Annotated in this window: 16 protein-coding genes; 2 read left to right on the top strand and 14 right to left on the bottom strand. The window is 37.1% G+C overall.

Annotated elements, in window-relative coordinates:
- Positions 1-247: 247 nt before the first annotated feature.
- From I7822_RS22555 to I7822_RS22535, 5 genes are all read right to left on the bottom strand, one after another.
- A complete protein-coding gene (locus tag I7822_RS22555; protein ID WP_207981326.1) occupies positions 248-559 on the bottom strand; it encodes a DUF3892 domain-containing protein in 312 nt (103 codons plus the stop codon).
- A 121-nt stretch (positions 560-680) separates the two neighbouring features.
- On the bottom strand, positions 681-1,094 hold the full coding sequence (locus I7822_RS22550; RefSeq protein WP_207981325.1) for a GNAT family N-acetyltransferase: 414 nt from the start codon (positions 1,092-1,094) through the stop codon (positions 681-683).
- 167 nt (positions 1,095-1,261) lie between these two features.
- A complete protein-coding gene (locus I7822_RS22545; protein ID WP_207981324.1) occupies positions 1,262-1,477 on the bottom strand; it encodes a twin-arginine translocase TatA/TatE family subunit in 216 nt (71 codons plus the stop codon).
- A 50-nt stretch (positions 1,478-1,527) separates the two neighbouring features.
- Positions 1,528-3,285 carry an alkaline phosphatase PhoD gene (gene phoD, locus I7822_RS22540; RefSeq protein ID WP_372442206.1) on the bottom strand — a complete coding sequence of 586 codons (1,758 nt, stop codon included), beginning with the start codon at positions 3,283-3,285 and terminating at the stop codon, positions 1,528-1,530.
- Between the two features lie 389 nt (positions 3,286-3,674).
- A complete protein-coding gene (locus I7822_RS22535; protein WP_207981322.1) occupies positions 3,675-4,190 on the bottom strand; it encodes a GNAT family N-acetyltransferase in 516 nt (171 codons plus the stop codon).
- A 216-nt stretch (positions 4,191-4,406) separates the two neighbouring features.
- Here I7822_RS22535 and dat point away from each other — a divergent pair, with 216 nt between their 5' ends.
- Positions 4,407-5,273 (top strand): D-amino-acid transaminase, encoded by an 867-nt coding sequence (dat, locus tag I7822_RS22530; RefSeq protein WP_207981321.1) that lies wholly within the window; start codon positions 4,407-4,409, stop codon positions 5,271-5,273.
- Between the two features lie 103 nt (positions 5,274-5,376).
- On the opposite strand, the gene I7822_RS22525 is transcribed toward dat, so the two are convergent.
- The 9 genes from I7822_RS22525 to I7822_RS22485 form a co-directional block, all read right to left on the bottom strand.
- Positions 5,377-6,732 (bottom strand): aspartate aminotransferase family protein, encoded by a 1,356-nt coding sequence (locus tag I7822_RS22525; protein ID WP_207981320.1) that lies wholly within the window; start codon positions 6,730-6,732, stop codon positions 5,377-5,379.
- A 21-nt stretch (positions 6,733-6,753) separates the two neighbouring features.
- Complete coding sequence (locus tag I7822_RS22520; RefSeq protein ID WP_207981319.1) at positions 6,754-8,220, bottom strand: CoA-acylating methylmalonate-semialdehyde dehydrogenase; 1,467 nt, start codon at positions 8,218-8,220, stop codon at positions 6,754-6,756.
- Between the two features lie 144 nt (positions 8,221-8,364).
- Positions 8,365-8,580: a hypothetical protein gene (locus I7822_RS22515; protein ID WP_207981318.1), complete on the bottom strand. Its 216-nt coding sequence runs from the start codon at positions 8,578-8,580 to the stop codon at positions 8,365-8,367.
- Positions 8,581-8,625: 45 nt separating this feature from the next.
- Positions 8,626-10,110: an NCS1 family transporter gene (locus tag I7822_RS22510; RefSeq protein ID WP_207981317.1), complete on the bottom strand. Its 1,485-nt coding sequence runs from the start codon at positions 10,108-10,110 to the stop codon at positions 8,626-8,628.
- 152 nt (positions 10,111-10,262) lie between these two features.
- Positions 10,263-11,681: a dihydropyrimidinase gene (gene hydA, locus I7822_RS22505; protein ID WP_207981316.1), complete on the bottom strand. Its 1,419-nt coding sequence runs from the start codon at positions 11,679-11,681 to the stop codon at positions 10,263-10,265.
- Between the two features lie 13 nt (positions 11,682-11,694).
- Positions 11,695-12,981: an NAD-dependent dihydropyrimidine dehydrogenase subunit PreA gene (preA, locus tag I7822_RS22500; RefSeq protein WP_207981315.1), complete on the bottom strand. Its 1,287-nt coding sequence runs from the start codon at positions 12,979-12,981 to the stop codon at positions 11,695-11,697.
- 29 nt (positions 12,982-13,010) lie between these two features.
- Positions 13,011-14,375 (bottom strand): NAD(P)-dependent oxidoreductase, encoded by a 1,365-nt coding sequence (locus tag I7822_RS22495; protein ID WP_243459616.1) that lies wholly within the window; start codon positions 14,373-14,375, stop codon positions 13,011-13,013.
- A 191-nt stretch (positions 14,376-14,566) separates the two neighbouring features.
- Positions 14,567-15,457, bottom strand: a complete 891-nt coding sequence (locus tag I7822_RS22490) for a nitrilase-related carbon-nitrogen hydrolase (RefSeq protein WP_207981314.1) — start codon at positions 15,455-15,457, stop codon at positions 14,567-14,569.
- Between the two features lie 747 nt (positions 15,458-16,204).
- Complete coding sequence (locus tag I7822_RS22485; RefSeq protein ID WP_207981313.1) at positions 16,205-16,720, bottom strand: DUF3189 family protein; 516 nt, start codon at positions 16,718-16,720, stop codon at positions 16,205-16,207.
- A 584-nt stretch (positions 16,721-17,304) separates the two neighbouring features.
- Between I7822_RS22485 and I7822_RS22480 the strand changes: the two genes are divergently transcribed.
- Positions 17,305-17,859 (top strand): DUF3231 family protein, encoded by a 555-nt coding sequence (locus I7822_RS22480; protein WP_207981312.1) that lies wholly within the window; start codon positions 17,305-17,307, stop codon positions 17,857-17,859.
- The last annotated feature ends 244 nt before the right edge of the window (positions 17,860-18,103 follow it).

Here is an 18,103-nt window from a genome sequence, read left to right as displayed (position 1 = left end):
GAGGTTGATTTCCGCTACAGATGCTCGTTTTCCGCGGGGCGGGCGGTGAGTCTCATCGGCGTAAACGCCTGCATGAATCTCACCTGTCCCGCTACTCCCGCAGGAGTCTCGCAATCCGTTCCAACCAACTTGAATTAGTTTTTGTTTTAAAAGCAACAATCTCTTAGAAAAGAGCCTTACGATTTATACTAGAAAGAGCCACTTCCATTGAGTCTATTTAAAACAAATTGGATCGGCTTAGTATTTATTAAAACTCTGGTAACGAATTCAAGTTATTTTCCTTGATTCCATCAGGTTCACTGCGCAATATATCACGTCCGTATTTATGAAAAACATCTACATGAGCTAGTTTTCCTGCCTTTGCTTCGGAAAGAGCTTCTAGATAATCTAACTCTCTCCCAGATTCTGTTTGAAAGCCAATTAAATCACCATCATCATTCTTTCGAACTGCTATTATTTTTTCTTGATTTGGATTGCTATTAGTTGCATTTTCTTCGTTAATCTCGTTTACATTTGATTGATTTTGATACTGATCATAAGCTTGCTTAAAACGGTCCATATTATCACCTCGTAATTTGTATTTCCTCAAGTGGTGTGTTTTATGCCACTTTTATCAAGTTCTTGTGTAGTCAAAAAAAAAAAACAAAAAGCTCAGTGAAATATTTTCTCCACTGAGCTTTTCATATAATGAGTGTCATACCTGGGGCATCAAGTTCTCTTTCCTCAAAGCCTAATTTTTTATAGAAATGCTGTTTTCCTTTTGCTGAAAAAAGTTGAATAGATTGAATTCCACTTTCTTTGCATTTCGATAATAGTTCTTCAATAATTTGTTTGCCTAGGCCTTGCTTTTGATAAGATGGATCAACCATCACATCGCAAATTAACGCTTGATAGACACCATCAGAGATCATTCTACCAAAAGCAATAAGTTGGTCTTGATCGTAGATTGAAATATGATACCAGCTGTTATTCGCTGCTTGATATAATTGTTCTCTTGTATAGCATCCCTTTTTACTTTTTATTAACCCACTTGCTTCATGAAGGTTGACAAATTGTTCAAATGTTGGAAGATTATCTGATATATAGGAATTCATTAGTATCACCTTTTAAGTATTTGATATTTTATCTATAACTATATTTATACAACATGATGAATAAAAATTCAATATTAAATAAAAATAGTATGTTAAATTTAAACGTATTTTCTTGGTTTGAATTTTTTCACATAAAAAATAGACGGGTTGCCCCGTCTACAGATTTATTAGGAAACTGCTGATTTATCTTCATTCTTTGCAATCGTTTTTAACTCAGGCTTTTTCTCTTCCTCTTCTGAAACTAATCCCTTTGTCGCGCTTTTGAATTCTGTTAGCGTACGGCCAAATGCTCGACCAATCTCCGGAAGCTTAGAAGGCCCAAAGATAATCAACGCTATTACAAGGACTAAAATTAAGCCAGGAATTCCAATGTTTGAAATCAAAAATATCAACTCCTAAATATGATTTATGTAATGTATGAAAAAATGTCGAATTAATGGTTTACCTTTTCTCGTTTTTTCTCCAGCTGTTTTTCATGTGCACGGCCATGCGCTCTGTTTCGGTCTTCTTCCACTTCCTTAGAAACTTTTACACCTTGTGGAATCGCATTTGCTTCCACTTCTTTTAATCCCTTTCCGTCTCTTTCATAAACAAAAGAAGCTCTTGTTGAAATGTCGGCACCCGGTTCTGTTACGAGTGGAACAACACGGTAATCAGCCTGCCATTTTTCCGGCGTGACTGTGCAGCGAACATAGCCACGATAATCGTTAAAGAATTTGATATGAGGATTTCTTGCTAAAATGCGGTCAGTATCGGCTCTTTTATCAGCACCGTTTCCACCAGATGTAATAGAAGTTCCCACAAACTCCGCCCCAACTATTTTAGAACTATTATTATTATAGTCAGTCATTAAATTAGATGCCCAACTTGCATGCACATCCCCTGTCAGGACAACCAAATTTTTCATGTTCTTATTATTAACAAAGTCTGTAATGCGCTGGCGAGTTGCTGGATAACCGTCCCATGAATCCATACTAAACGTTGGCGTTGTATCTGTGCCAAACCTTCTTTGAGCAAAGAAAATTTGTTGTGCTAAAACATTCCAATGAGACTTTGAATTTCCTAGGTTTCCTAGCAGCCATTCTTCTTGTTTTTTTCCTAAACTGCTGCGGTTTGGATCCAATGATTCTTCCGTATGGGCTTTCGTCCCGTCTCCGTTTGCTTGATCATCACGGTATTGACGTGTATCAAGTACAAAGAAAGCTGCTAAATTGCCATATGTAAAATCTCGGTATAATTGCATATCTGCCCCGTTTGGTAAAGATGTTCTACGGAGTGGCATGTGCTCATAATAAGCTTGATATGCTGCTGCACGACGTTTGATAAATGCTTCAACCGATTGTCCTTTTTCTGGGATAACATTTGCGTAATTGTTTTCTACCTCATGGTCGTCCCAAGTTACGACCCATGGAAATGCAGCATGGGCTGCCTTTAAATTCGCATCAGAACGGTATTGGGCATGACGGTTTCGGTAATCTTCAAGAGTGATAATTTCTGGACCACTGTGTGTTCGTACATTTCCTGTTCCTGCAACATATTCATTTGGGCCGTACTCATAAATATAGTCTCCAAGGTGAAAAACAAGGTCGAGTTCTTCTTTTGCCATATGTTCATAAGCTGTATAGTAGCCATGTTCATATTGTTGACAGGAAGCAAATGCAAATGTCATGCTGGCAATGCTCTCACCTGCTGTTGGGAGGGTTTTTGTTTTTCCTACTGGACTTAATTCATGACCAGTTTTAAAGCGATAATAATAAATCGTGTTAGGTTCAAGTCCATCAACCTCTGCATGAACTGAATGAGCTAGTTCAGGTCTCGCTATTTCAGTTCCTCGTTTGATAATATGACGAAAGTGCTCATCTTTTGCAATTTCCCATTTAACAGGTACTGATTGAAGTTGCATTCCTCCACCATTAAGTGGGTCTGGAGCAAGCCTTGTCCACAAAACAATACTGTCTGAAAGTGGATCACCTGAAGCAACACCGAGTGTAAAAGGATAGCTTTGGAATTTCGGTGCAGCATTAACCCTTGATTCACCTAACCCCATAGAATTAACAATTGTAAGCCCTAGAGATAGTCCTGCAATTTTCCCAGCTCCATGAAGAAAGTTACGACGATTAAATTCCTTCTTTTCAAAACTATCATTTGTTAACTTCTTAATTAATTCATCAATCGATCGTTCGGTCATTATCATTTTCCCCTCTCAAATAAAATCATGAATCGACATTTATTATAGGGATCTTTTGTTAATGAATAATAAAGAAATGTAAAGGGTTGAAGAAATGCACTTACGGTACATTGAGTAATATGTAACGTTTCTTTTTAATCAGTAAAAGATAATTGGATGAAAAAAGTATGGTAAATATACAAAAAAACTATTAATTACGATAAATAGTGACAATTCACCTATAGATTCAGGGTCTTATTAAGACTAGTTTTTTTAACATTTTCTTTAAATAAACATAACAATTATTTATAGGTAGTTTCGAACGATGGTGTAAACATGTTGAAAATAATTAACAGATAAAAAACAAAGGGCCATTTGGAGGTTCTTTCCCTTGTTAACCTTTTCTACACACCTTAGTATATTAATTTTACATTTAATACCATCAAATCCTCATCAAAATACTTCCCGTTAAATTTTAGGGCATTTCGTTCTACCCCATAAACCTCAAAACCCACTGATTCATATAATTTTTTTGCGGAATCGTTGTCAGATACAACTGCTAAGTTTATTTGTTCCAAACCATCACAATTACTTGCCTTTCTTATTAGTTCAAGCATTAGCGCTTTCCCTAAACCCTGTCCGCGACTTTTTGGCGCTACATACATACCGAATACATTCCCTTTATGATCAGTTTTAAGGTTATTTTCACGTATAAATGTAACCATGCCAACTAATGAACCACTGTCATCAAAAGCACCTAAAACAAATTTGTCCTTAGTTGGTTTTAATCGCTCTACAATAGTTTCTATTGAGAATCTCACTTCTCTCTCATATGTTGAGCCAAATGCTTCTGGATTGATTTTTAATGCATTCAATCGTAAGTTTTGGTACAACTGAGCATCAGACTCATTCAAAGTTCGAATATTCATTATCTATTTCCTCATTTCCTTTCGTTTCACTTTTTACATACAAAATTCTTTAAAATAATATTTAGAAAAAAGCGACTTTCGAACCAATTACTAAAAAAAATCATTCGAACAATACTTCACTAAAGATATAAGATTGTCTTTATGTTAAAATATAGAAATTGGTAATTGACTCTAAGTGTAAAAAAATTTAGAAACAAAAAATGGGAGTTGTTCTAGATGGAAAAAGTAATCTTTAATGGTAGCATAACAGAAAGATCACAATTAAATATTGACATAGAAGACCGTGGTTACCAATTTGGAGACGGTGTTTATGAAGTAATACGTGTTTATAATGGCTCATTGTTTACTGGAGAGGAGCACTTGCAAAGACTTATTAAAAGTGCTGAAAGTATTCAGATTAAAATTCCTTACTCGATTTCTGAAATGAAAAATCTGCTTTTGAAGCTTATAGAAGAAAATAATCTATACTTAGGAATTATTTATCTACAAATTACAAGAGGTGTGTCACAACGAAACCATTTGTTCCCGAGTGCAGATGTAGAACCGTCTTTTGTTGCTTATACCCGTGAATTACAGAGCCCTACTGAAGCGATGGAAAAAGGCGTAACAGCTATTACAGTGGAAGATATTCGCTGGCTTCGCTGTGACATCAAAAGCCTAAACTTACTGCCTAACCTGCTTGCAAAGCAAAAGGCATCTGAAGCAGGCTGCTTTGAGGCACTTCAACATAGAAGTGGTGCAGTTACGGAAGGTAGTTCTTCAAATGTTTCAATCGTTGCAGATGGCAAAATTAAGACACATCCAGCGACGAATCTAATTTTAAATGGCATTACACGACAGGTATTATTAGATATTAGCCGTAAAAACGGATTGGAAATAATAGAGGAAGCATTTTCGGTTGAAGAAATGTTACAGGCAGATGAAGTCTTCTTATCAGGAACGACAACAGAGATTATGCCGATCATCGAGATTGATAAACAAAAAATAGCGAATGGCCAACCAGGTCTAGTAACTAAGCAACTTCAAGCTTTATTTAATGAAAAGATTAAAGAACAATGTGGTTTGGTTTCTAAAACTGTATAATACTTATTTTCCCGGTACAGCTATGCTGTCCGGGAAAATGCTACTTACTTTTTATCTTCATTATTTTATTTACCTTAAGCTGTTTACTCGATCGGATATCACTTTATTTTATTTGATTGAGGGAATCGATTAATGTTTCAATGACATAGTTTAAATCATTTTCTTCAATAGTTAATGGTGGTGAAAGCGTCAATACATTATTAAAACCCGCAACAGTCATGCCATTCTTACCTATAATCACACGCTTTTCTTTACAGCTATTAATTACTTCGTTTACTTTACCGACATCTAGTGGGGCTTTTGTTTGCTTATCACTCACTAGTTCTATGCCAACTAACAAGCCTTTTCCACGGATATGACCAACATATGGGTGGTTTTTCAGCCGATTCTTTAAAATAGTTAAAAGGTTTTCACCAAGCTTTTGAGAACGTTCAAAGAGATTTTCTTTTTCCATAATCTCAATATTTTTTAATGCCAATGCACATGCAGCAGGATTTCCTCCAAATGTATTAATATGACGGAAAAATTCATATTGCTCAGTGCCTTTAAATGCCTCATATATTTCTCTACGAACTGCTGTAGCGGATAACGGCAGGTATGCACTTGTTAAGCCCTTTGCCATCGTTATAATATCTGGCTTTACCCCATAATTCATAAAGCCAAAAGGTTTTCCAGTACGACCAAATCCACAGATAACTTCATCAACAATAAGAAGTGCCCCGTGCTTTTCACACACGTTCTTAACACCCTTCATATAATGATCATTCGGTACTAAAATTCCCCCACCTGTAATTATTGGCTCCATAATCATGGCTGCAATTGTTTCACTTTGCTCCCAAGTCATGATTCGATCGACTTCTTTTACAGAGCTTAACTCTTGTGGATTTGTTATATGTTCATCATCATCACGATAAACATCAGGTGGTTTCACATGAAGAAATCCTGGTGATAAAGGCTCATATTTATATTTACGTTCAGCTTGACCAGTTGCGGCTAGTGCGCCCATCGAACTTCCGTGATAACCACGATATCTAGCGACAATTTTATAACGGTGGTGGTCACCACGCTGCTGATGGTATTGTCGTGCAATTTTAAAGGCTGCTTCATTTGCCTCTGACCCACTATTGGAGAAAAAGATAACATACTCTTCACCGAGCATTTCGTTTAGCTTTTCCGCTAATTGAATAGCTTTTACATGGCTTTGTGTTAATGGAAAATACGCCATCTCTTTTAATTGCTCATATGCTGCATCAGCTAATTCCTTTCTACCATATCCCACATTTACACACCACAAACCAGCCATAGCATCAATATATCTTTTTCCATCATAATCTGTTACCCATGGGCCCTCAGCCTTTGTTACTACCATTGTGTTTGCTGGGCTATATGGCTTCATTGAATGCCATACATGCTTTTCATCATTAGACAATAGCGCTTCCTGCTGTTCTGTACGTGACATTTTTATCCCTCCTTTGTTCTCTTAAAAATCAAAACGCGATGTGATCATTTTCTTACGAGTAAAAAAGTTAATCCCATCTTTCCCATTAACATGTAAATCACCATAGAAGGAATTTTTCCATCCTGAAAATGGGAAGAAGGCCATTGTAGCTGGTACACCTACGTTTATACCAAGCATTCCAGCATCTGCATCTTCACGGAATTGTCTAATTGCTTTTGCATCCTTCGTATAAATCGTTGCCCCATTCCCATAACGAGATTTACGAAGATGCTCTAATCCTTCCGCTAAATCTTTCGCACGAAGAAGACTTAAGACAGGTGCAAAGATTTCATCTTTTGCTATCTTCATCTCTGGAGTAACATGATCAAATATCGTCGGGCCTATGAAATTCCCTTTAGACATTCCATCCATTTCTTTCCGTCCATCTCGAATAAGCGAGGCCCCTTCTTGGATTCCTTTTTCAATGTAACCAACAACTTTCTCCATATGGTCTTGACGAATAACCGGGGTTAAAAGAACATCTTCATCCATCCCACTGCCAATAATCAATTCATTTGCCTTTTGACGTAGTTTTTCAACAAATTCATCATTCTCACCAATAATCACTACTGCACTACAAGCCATACAGCGCTGTCCTGCACTTCCAAACGCGGAGGCGATGATATGTTGAGTAGCTTTTTCAATATTGGCATCTGGCATGACAAAGTGATGATTTTTCGCGCCAGACAATGCTTGAACTCGTTTCCCTTCAGCAGCAGCTCTTTCGTATACATATTTGGCGACAGGCTGAGAACCAACAAACGATATGGCTGCAATGTCTTCATGTTCCAGTAGCCCATTCACTACATCATGTGCCCCATGAACGACATTTAGGATTCCAGCTGGTGCACCTGCTTCTGTGAACAGTTCCGCCAGTCTATTTGCTAAGATAGGTGTTCGCTCAGACGGTTTCAGTACAAATGTGTTACCACAAGCAATGGCAAGGGGAAACATCCATAGAGGCACCATCATTGGGAAGTTAAACGGAGTAATCCCTCCAACTACACCTAATGGATAACGAAACATTTCTGAATCAATCTCCTCAGCTATTCCTGAAAGTGTCTCTCCCATCATAAGGGATGGTGCACCTGCTGCGAACTCAACACATTCAATTCCACGTTGTACCTCACCATATGCTTCTTTATACGCCTTTCCATTCTCTTGAACTATTAATCTTGCTAGCTTCTCATGGTTTTTGGTTAATAAATGATGAAAGGTAAACATAATTCTAGCGCGTTTCGGTACTGGGGTATTCTTCCACGAGTGAAATGCCTCTTTTGCAGCTCTTACTGCACAGGCAACATCTTCTTTTGTTGAAATTGGAACATTTACAAGAGTTTCATTAGTGGCGGGATTTAAAACCTGTAATGACTTTTCACCCATGGAATCAACCATCTGGCCACCAATATAATTTTTCAACAAGAATGTGTCATTTTTAGTAAGAGACATCTTAATTCCCCCTTAGAGTCGTTCTATTCTTCTATTAATCTTCTTGAATGGAGATACTTCTTCAATCTTTATTTCTCTTTGCAAGGGCTTAGGAAAAAGGATCGGCCTTAAAAAGGCCCATCCTATGCTTGACCTTACTTGCATTCAGAGCTTTTGCTTCAACATGATAACTGAAAAATACTTTCTTGCTTCAGCGGTCAATATGTGTAGGGTTTCTGTCTCTTTTTCTTCATTTTCCCCTTTTTCAAATTGTAAATAAGCACCACTTAAATTTTCTAAAACCCCTTTTATGCAGTAGCCCTTTTGGATTAAATAATCTATTTTCTCTCTCTCAGTTAAATATTGTTGATAGTCAGACACCGTTTTCTCCCCCTACTCCTTACATACTAGTTCCTTCGCTATTTCTTAGGTTGTAACAGAAGGATCATCAGTAACTGGAGTATCTAATGATGAATCAACCGCAACATCATCAATCACCCAATCACGCCCAACTGAAAGTCCTAAATACTTTTCATCACTTGGATCTTCAATTTCAGCTTGCTTGTATTTAACAAACCACCAATATTTTGCTAGTAAATAATAACAAACCGCCCCTACGACGAACCCAACTAAGAACGAATAGCTAGGAACAAAATAGGATGAGACTGCTCCAGCGATCCATGCAATAAACCCTGCTACATTAACGCCATACATATATTTATATTGACCGTTTGATTCGTAAAGATCGGGTACATTTACCCTGCGTTTACGAATCAAATAGTAATCTGCAACAAGAATCCCAACAATGGCCGAAAGAATTCCTCCAATAAATAACAAAACTGGAATGATAACCCCGAACAAGTTCCAGGGTTGAACGATGGTTCCCACAATCCCTGCGGTCACCACTCCCGCCCAGAATGGAAATCTTGGTCCACCAACGTTTGAGAAAATAGTAGCTGCTGGAACAATATTGGCTGAAATGTTTGTTGACCATTGCGCTAACACGATCATAAGCAGAAGAATCCCTAATACAAATCCACTCGCTGCTTCTTGCAAAGCAATAACAGGATCATAGTTCATCACAGCAATATAAGCGACTCCACCTATAACTACCATAAAGGCTTGGGTTAACGGTAAAGCTATTAAATTACCAATTAATGCGTGTTTATTACGCTTTAACCAGTTTTTCTCGTTTTTAGGTGCTTTTATAAAGCGAGATATTGAAGGAATATCTGCTGAAAGAGTAGCCCAAAATCCCATGTTACTAAAAATTACAACTAAAAAAGCTGTAAACGCTGCTCCACCTGTCACTGGATTCTCAACCCAACTCCATACCTCTCTTCCGCCTGCAGATGCTGTATCTGATAATGAAACATACATCCAGCAAGAAATTAAGATAATAATCGGTGCTGCTAAATCTGCAAACCTCTCAACTGCTTTAATTCCAAGCGCTGTGTTAAATAACTGTAAAATGGCAAATAGCAAGAAACAAACAAACCAATTATCAAAGCCAGCTAAAATCGATAAGATTCCATTCATTGCTGTAGCTCCAAAATACGTATTTATCCCAAACCACATAGATGCTGCCAAGCCACGGACAACTGATGGTATATGAGTCCCGACTGTTCCGAATGGTGCTCTCATGTAAACAGGAAAGCTTAGCCCATGTTCAATCCCAATATCACCTGTTAAAGAGATGAAAAAACCAATTGCCAATGAACCAATGATTGTTGCTAATAATACAAGTGGCAAGGGTAATGAAATAACACCTGCACCACCAATTGCAAACGTTGCTAATACAACAACCATCCCTATCCACATAAAAGAATAACCTATTGGAGTAATCTTTCTATCTTTCTCTGAAATTGGCAATAGATCTGGTGATTTTAAATAAGATTGCTTCTTACTCATGTGAACACTCCCTTTTTCGTTTTAAAAATGGGTGATTTATATAAAACAATTGCTTGCCTTAAAAGAGCAAGCAATTTTAGGAGTTGTTCAGATCGATGAGTGCAACATTCTGTGGGATAACTATTATTAAAATTAGTCGAGATTACTTGTTGTTATATGGTTTGTCTTTCATCTTGATCTGAAGAACGTAGCATACCGTACTTAGCTCGTTTTAAATATTGACCAGAGCCAGGGGTTCCCACGAATTTCTTATTACGAACAACAAACTCACCTCGAACTAATACAGATATTGGTTCTCCTGTCACTTCCATTCCTTCAAATGCAGAATAATCAACAGCCATATGATGAGCTTCAACAGACAAGGTACGCTGAACGTTTGGATCAAAAATGACCAGATCTGCATCTGCTCCAATTGTGATTGTTCCTTTTTTAGGGAATAAGCCAAACAACTTCGCTATTCTTGTTGAAGTGATGTCAACAAATTGATTTAACGTAATTCTTCCTTTTTTCACACCTTCAGAGAATAAAATGGAAAGACGATCTTCAATTATTGGTCCACCATTAGGGATTTTTGTGAAATCACCACGACCAAGTTCTTTTTGCCCTTTAAAATCAAAGGAACATTGATCAGATCCTATTGTTTGTAATTGTCCTGTTTTTAGTGCATTCCATAACACATCCTGATTCCACTTTTCACGTAAAGGTGGTGACCAAACATATTTTGCCCCTTCGAAGTTTGGTTTTTCTAGATAGGTTTGATCAAGCACTAAATATTGTGGACACGTTTCTCCCCATACATTAAACCCTTTATTTCTGGCCTCTGTTATTTTCTGTACAGCTTCAGCACATGAAACGTGGACGACATATAATTGAGAACCAGCCAATCCTGTTAATGTCGCTGCTCTTCCAGTCGCTTCACCCTCAACTTCTGGAGGTCTAGTCAAGGCATGATAAATTGGGTCTGTATTCCCATCCTCCAATGCTTTTTTCGTTAAATAATCAATGACATCGCCATTTTCCCCATGAACCATTACCAAAGCACCTAGCTCTTTTGCAGCAATTAAGGTTCTAAAAAGCGTCTCGTCATCTGCTTGTAAGACATTTTTATAAGCCATAAATACTTTAAAGGAAGTGATTCCTTCTTCGTTAATTACACCATCTAGTTGTTTTAGTACCTCATCATTCATTTCACCGATCATTAAGTGAAAGCCATAATCAATCACTGCTTTGTCTTTTGCTTTATTATGCCATGTTTGAATAGATTGACTTAATGGAACCCCTTTGTTTGATAAACAAAAATCAATAACAGTTGTTGTTCCACCAAAAGCAGCTGCGATTGTACCAGATTCAAAATCATCCTTTGTAATCGTTCCGCCAAATGGCATATCAAGATGTGTATGTGGATCAATTCCTCCTGGAAATACATAGCACCCATTCGCATCGATGATTTCCGCTCCATGGGTAGGTAAATTCGTCCCGATCGCAGTGATTTTTCCGTCTTCAATTAAAATTTCTGCTTTATAAATATCAGTTGCTGTCACGATTGTTCCATTTTTTATCAGTTTTAACATACTTTACCCCCTGTTACTTTTTCACGATTGTAACTTCGCATCCAGTTGATTGAAGGACAGCTTGACGCTCATTCCATGTCATTGGTGGAAGTTCATTTGCAATCTCAACCATGTCAATCGCTCCATCTACAGGACAAACAATCGAGCATAAATTACAACCTACACAATCCTCTTCTCGAACCTTTAAATAATCCTTGCCATTTGGACTTTTCACCATATCTATACATTGATGTGATGTATCTTCACAGGCAATATGGCATTTGTTGCAGTTAATACAAACGTCGGTATTGATGCTGGCAACGACTTTATAATTAAGGTCTAAATTTCCCCAGTCTGAGAATTTTGGAACAGCCTTTCCAACAAGATCAGAAACAGATGCAATCCCTTTTGCATCTAAATAGTTATTCAATCCATCGATCATGTCCTCTACAATTCTAAAACCATGATGCATAGCTGCTGTACAAACTTGTACCCCTCTAGCCCCCATCAGCATAAATTCTACGGCATCCTGCCAATTTGACACTCCGCCCATACCCGAAATCGGCACATTTATCTGTGGATTTCTTGCGCATTCTGCGACCATATTTAAAGCTATCGGCTTTACAGCAGGTCCACAATAACCTCCATGGGCACCTTTTCCAGCAACGTGTGGAATCGTATTCCACGTATCAAGATCTACTCCAGCTAAACTATTAATCGTGTTGATCATACTCACAGCATCTGCCCCACCGCGAACCGCAGCTTCAGCTGTCACAGTAATATCAGTAATATTTGGTGTCAGCTTTACGATAACAGGAGTATTGGCTACTTCCTTTGCCCAATACGTTTGTTTTTCAACAAGCTCTGGCACTTGCCCTGAAGCTGATCCCATTCCCCGCTCAGCCATTCCATGTGGGCAGCCAAAGTTTAACTCAAGTCCATCTACTCCAACATCTTCAACACGTTTAACAATTTCATGCCATTTTTCTTGCTTTGGTTCAACCATTAATGAAACCACAATTGCATGGTGAGGAAATCGCTTCTTTGTTTCATAGATTTCCTTTAAATTCACTTCCAACGGGCGATCTGTAATCAGTTCAATATTATTAAATCCTGCCACTCGCTGTCCGTTAAAGCTAACAGCTGCAAAACGTGAGGAAACATTTAAAATTGGATCACCTAAAGTTTTCCACACAGCACCTCCCCAGCCTGCCTCAAATGCACGTTGCACTTGATAGCCTGAGTTCGTCGGTGGTGCTGATGCAAGCCAAAATGGATTAGGAGACTGAATTCCTGCAAGATTAATCGATAAGTCAGCCATTTCTCTCTCCCCTTTCAAATAACAAATGTTTAGACTGTTTTTACTTGACTTGTCTGTTTATGAATGGAAAGGGCTGTTAGCTTACCTTGCTGGGCCGCTGTTACAACCATTGCTTCTCCGTGGCCTTTTCCGAAAACAACATCACCACAGGCAAATACTTTCGGATTTGATGTTTGATAGGATTTTTTATCAACCTTTACAACACCACCCACGTGCTCTAAACCAAATTGCTCGATTAAGGATAAATGTCTTGCTTGACCGATTGCCTTAATAACAGCGTCTACTTCTATAACAAACTCTGAATCTTTTACTGGAATTGGTCGACGGCGACCATCATTACCTAATTCACCAAGTTCCATCTTTATGCATTCAATTCCTGTCACCTTGCCATTTACTAAGACAATTCTTTTAGGTGCCGTTAACCAGCGAAATTCTACTCCATCTTGTTTAGCAAAGTCATACTCAAAATTGTAAGCTGTCATTTCTTCCTGTGATCGTCTATATAAAATTTTGACATTATCCGCTCCTAGCCGAATTGAACATGTGGCAGCATCAATTGCCGTATTTCCGGCACCAATGACAGCTACTCTTTTACCTACAAATTCATTAGTTATTTCTTTTATTTTTGTCTCTTTTACAAACTGAATGGCGTCATAGACGTATTCATTGTTTTCCCCTGGAATGCCTATATTCGGTACATTTGCCATTCCAACTGCTAAAACAACGAAGTCAAAACTATCTAAGATCTCGTTTGCTGTAATATCTTTCCCTACACATGTGTTGATACGGATTTCTACATCTAAAGCTTCTACTTGCTTGACTTCCCAAAAAGAAATAGCTTGTGGTAATCGAAACGACACAATTCCGTACGTATTTAAACCACCTGCCGCTTCTTCCGCTTCAAAAATAGTCACTTTAAAACCAAAAAGGGCAAGCTCTCGTGCCGTTGATAACCCTGCTGGTCCTCCGCCAATAACAGCTACTGTTTTGCCATTCCTTTCTCCTGCTTGAAATAGCATTTGTTCATTATGAATCGCCCAATCTGTTGCATATCGCTGAAGGTTTCCAATCATAATAGGCTTGGTAGAATCATTAAGAACGCAAGCACCTTCACAAAGCTCTTCCGTAGGACAAACACGCGAACAGCTAGCTCCGATTGGATTAGCACTCATGATTGTCTTCGCTGATCCTTTTAAATTATCCGAAGCAATTTTTTTAATAAACGATGGAATATCTATTCCAGTTGGACAAGCTTTAATACAAGGAGCATCATAGCAATATAAACAACGATTTGCTTCTTCAATTGCCTCTCTCCTTGTGAGTCCTTGATGAAATTCTTGAAAGTTTTTTGGTAAGTCGGTTAAAGAAATATGAGAGCCTTTTATTTTGGTCAATACAATGCCTCCTTTTCTTTAATCAAGCAATCGTAAAGGGAGGCTGATTATAAGGCTATGACCATCCCATCAACATATACATATACATATACATATAAAGCTTTAAGAAGGCCATATACTAGCGGATAGTGTAGCCAAACCCTATATTTTTGTATCAGCCTCTCTATTTATTATGAGTTGAAATAATTCACTTAAGGTAATAATGAAGTCATTTCATTATATGTTTCAGGGCGACGATCACGATAGAATTGCCAGACATCACGGACTTCTCGAATTAACTTTTTATTCATTTCGCCAATGATCACTTCATCCTTATCACGACTTCCCATTACTACAAAGTCTCCTCGAGGATCTACTAAATACGATTGACCGTAAAACTCACCCATATTCCATGGCCCTTCATACCCAACGCGATTAATTGCTCCTAAATAATACCCATTGGCTACTGCGTGTGCAGGTTGTTCTAGTTTCCAAAGGTACTCAGATAAACCTGCAACTGTGGCTGAAGGATTAAATACAACTTCAGCCCCATGTAAACCTAGTAATCTCGCACCTTCTGGGAAATGACGATCATAGCAAATATAAACGCCAACCTTCGCATAGGCTGTGTCAAAAACAGGGTAACCAAGATTACCTGGTTTAAAGTAATACTTTTCCCAGAAGCCACAGCCTTCATTCCCCACTCCTACATGTGGGATATGTTGTTTTCTATATTTCCCAAGGTATGTTCCATCTGCATCAATGACAGCAGCAGTATTGTAGTATGTAGCAATACCTTCTCTTTCATAGATTGGTAGAACAATGACAACACTTAATTCTTTTGCAAGCTCTTGAAATAACCTTGTTGTCGGACCATTCGGAATTTCTTCTGCAGAGTCATACCATTTTGTATTTTGTTCAGCACAGAAATAAGGTCCATAAAATATTTCCTGTAAACAGATGATTTGTGCACCTTTTTCAGCAGCTTCTCTCACAAGTTTTAAATGCTTTTCTATCGCTTTTTCTTTATGAACCTGAATCGGTTCATGACCATCCACATCATTTGATGCTTGAATTAGACCAATTTTCACTAAATCTGACATATTTCATCCCCCTTTAGTAGCTTTTATATACAGTGTGTTCGCATGATAAAAAATGTATAAGCAGACGAACATCACATGTTTATTAATAGAAAAAAACCTAAACTAGATAAGGAAATTAATAACTTAATGATGATTTATAAAAGTGAAAAATAGAATAATACTAAAATGTTGGAAAGTGTGAAGTCTATTATTATTTTAATAGGTAAAAATAAGCTTTTCTTATCCAGGATGGAAAATCCTGTAACTACCTTACGTGACATAATGTAAAATAGAATAAAGCTTGCTTGGATGCCTTGTAGATAAATTACGCAGATTGAATTAAACGTTAATTGGAAAAGTGAGAGGGCAAAATAGGAATATTGATTGCTTGACCATTAGTAGCTGTAGTTGTAGTGACAACTTAAATTCGAACCTTAGAGACTGGTAATATGAGTAGTTTATTTTTCCTCTTAATGGAACTATAGCTATTATTTTAATATAGTCTACTGGGAAAATCGTGTAAAAATTGGTCGTCCTAATAAAGAAACTATATTATTTCAGAATAACATATAACAAGAAGAACACTTTCTTTCCCTAACACTAATACACTATATCTTAAATCACCAATTCAATTTCATTCAGAAAAGATGCTTTCTCAATATAATTAACTACAAATAAATCGTTCGACATGTATAAATGAACCTTTCATTTCTTTCGTTATTTTATCCATCAATAGCATTTTTAACATTGGTGAAAAATTAAAAATCATCACGCTTGAAAATTTTCATTCTCAAGCGTGATGATTTTTTCTACAGTCGTTTCTTTGGCAATTTGTTTTGTATTTTCAACTAACTGATAAACGTGTTCACAACATTGCTGTGCACCTTTTACAAGTAAAGGAACACCAATGAAATCAATTCCTAATCCTCTTGAGAAAAAACCCCCTATTGTCATAGCAAGAGGTACTGTTGGAGAAGTATTTGAGAAAATAATCTTTTCTTCAAGTTGATATCTATTCTGTAATAATAAACATATGTTTTTTAAAGCTGGTACAACCAACTTGGAAGATCTTCTACCGATAGTATAGACAGAATGGCCTTCATCATCTATTCCATGAAAAATTATTTTTCCTGCATCCTTTTTTGTTAATTTATTAAAGAAGGGAACAGCTAATATTTCTTCCTTTGTTAGCATTCTTGAAGGTGGTTTCAAAAGTTTTAGATGGTAGGCAGCTGCTAGTGATGTTGTATGTGTTCCACCATAATCATTGTAAATATAAATCATAGGATCATCCTTTTTTCAAGGTTCTTTTAAATGTATTATATCCATATGTACAATCATTTAATTTACCCTTAATAAAGAATAAAAGTTAATTTCTTAAGGCTGTTCTCGTAAACTTTGTTGCTTTTTACCAAGTAGTGCGGTGTGGTTGATTGCAGCCAGAGTTGCTCGCTTTCCGCGGGGCGGGCGGTGAGCCTCCTCGGCGTAAACGCCTGCGGTGTCTCTCCTGTCCTGTTGCACCCGCAGGAGTCTCGCAATCCGTTCCAATCAACCTGAAATAGTTTTTGTTTTAAAAGCAACAATCTCTTAGAAAAGAGCATTTCTTAAAAAAGATTACGACAAAGAAAGATTTGTAGATGATTCTTAAAAATCTCGACAAACTCGCTTTTTACAATATAAAACTTACTCCTATAAATCATAATTCTCCCCTGGTGTATATTAATGATGCTTTATTGTAATAATTCCCCATTCGTAGATAAAACTATTTAATTTCAACATTCCCTAATTTGTATTATCAACTTTTGAATAAAAAATCTTATGGGACAAACAATATAAAAAGTAAAGCTACAAAATCAGGAGGGAATCTCATGGTAAATGTATGGGAAACAGTTATGGATGCCATGAAATCAATGACAGTTCAAGATGAAGATCAACCTCTTCATGTCGGAGAAGTTATGGCATGTTGGATTTACTTGGCAGGTCTTGAATTAGCCAAAGTATCAGTTCAATCAGCTATAAATACCACGGATGATGATGAACTAAAAGAAATTCTTGAAGAAGATATGAAACTCGGGACCAGTCAAAGGAAACGACTCCATGATTTCATGATTAAGGAAGGAATTACATTACCTTCTTCCCCTGAAGATATGCCAATATCAGATTCTAACAGTATTCCTCTTGGTGTTAAATTAACGGATGATGTGATTGCAAACGAATTATCTTTAAAAATCATTAGTTTGATTATGAAAGCAGCTAGTGCCACTACTGAGTCTATTCGTACAGATGTTGGTTTATTGTTTGTTCAGTTTCAAGCAGAAAAAATCGCTTTTGCGACTAGATTAAAACATTTAATGCGTAAACGCGGATGGATTAAGATACCACCGTTTTACGTCCCACCTGGTTCTCAAAAACCATTAAGCTAATACTTTTATTGTGCTACCTTCGTAATGAAGGTACAAACTAAGCAGAGCAAAAACAATCTATATCCTTTGCAATATTAAGATTACATAAACAAACCTATAGAAAGGTTTGGAGTTTGTTTATTTTTTATCGTTTATGCATAATTCTCAACTTTTCGGCTGTTAGCTGCCATTTTGAAGAATAAGAAAAAGTATTATTACTAAGATGAGCAATTTTGCATACTTGTCCTTAAATTTTGTTCAGTTA

Source organism: Metabacillus bambusae (assembly GCF_017497975.1).
GTDB classification, from domain to species: Bacteria; Bacillota; Bacilli; order Bacillales; family Bacillaceae; genus Metabacillus; species Metabacillus bambusae.
The sequence above is the reverse complement of the archived record's forward strand: the minus strand, read 5'-3'. Positions and strand labels throughout refer to the sequence as shown.

Excerpts from the sequence above, each read along its gene's own strand:
- I7822_RS22555 (WP_207981326.1), bottom strand. The coding sequence starts at position 559 with ATGGACCGTTTTAAGCAAGCTTATGATCAGTATCAAAATCAATCAAAT.
- I7822_RS22550 (WP_207981325.1), bottom strand. The coding sequence starts at position 1,094 with ATGAATTCCTATATATCAGATAATCTTCCAACATTTGAACAATTTGTC.
- I7822_RS22535 (WP_207981322.1), bottom strand. The coding sequence starts at position 4,190 with ATGAATATTCGAACTTTGAATGAGTCTGATGCTCAGTTGTACCAAAAC.
- dat (WP_207981321.1), top strand. The coding sequence starts at position 4,407 with ATGGAAAAAGTAATCTTTAATGGTAGCATAACAGAAAGATCACAATTA.
- I7822_RS22525 (WP_207981320.1), bottom strand. The coding sequence starts at position 6,732 with ATGTCACGTACAGAACAGCAGGAAGCGCTATTGTCTAATGATGAAAAG.
- I7822_RS22520 (WP_207981319.1), bottom strand. The coding sequence starts at position 8,220 with ATGTCTCTTACTAAAAATGACACATTCTTGTTGAAAAATTATATTGGT.
- I7822_RS22510 (WP_207981317.1), bottom strand. The coding sequence starts at position 10,110 with ATGAGTAAGAAGCAATCTTATTTAAAATCACCAGATCTATTGCCAATT.
- hydA (WP_207981316.1), bottom strand. The coding sequence starts at position 11,681 with ATGTTAAAACTGATAAAAAATGGAACAATCGTGACAGCAACTGATATT.
- preA (WP_207981315.1), bottom strand. The coding sequence starts at position 12,981 with ATGGCTGACTTATCGATTAATCTTGCAGGAATTCAGTCTCCTAATCCA.
- I7822_RS22490 (WP_207981314.1), bottom strand. The coding sequence starts at position 15,457 with ATGTCAGATTTAGTGAAAATTGGTCTAATTCAAGCATCAAATGATGTG.
- I7822_RS22485 (WP_207981313.1), bottom strand. The coding sequence starts at position 16,720 with ATGATTTATATTTACAATGATTATGGTGGAACACATACAACATCACTA.
- I7822_RS22480 (WP_207981312.1), top strand. The coding sequence starts at position 17,305 with ATGGTAAATGTATGGGAAACAGTTATGGATGCCATGAAATCAATGACA.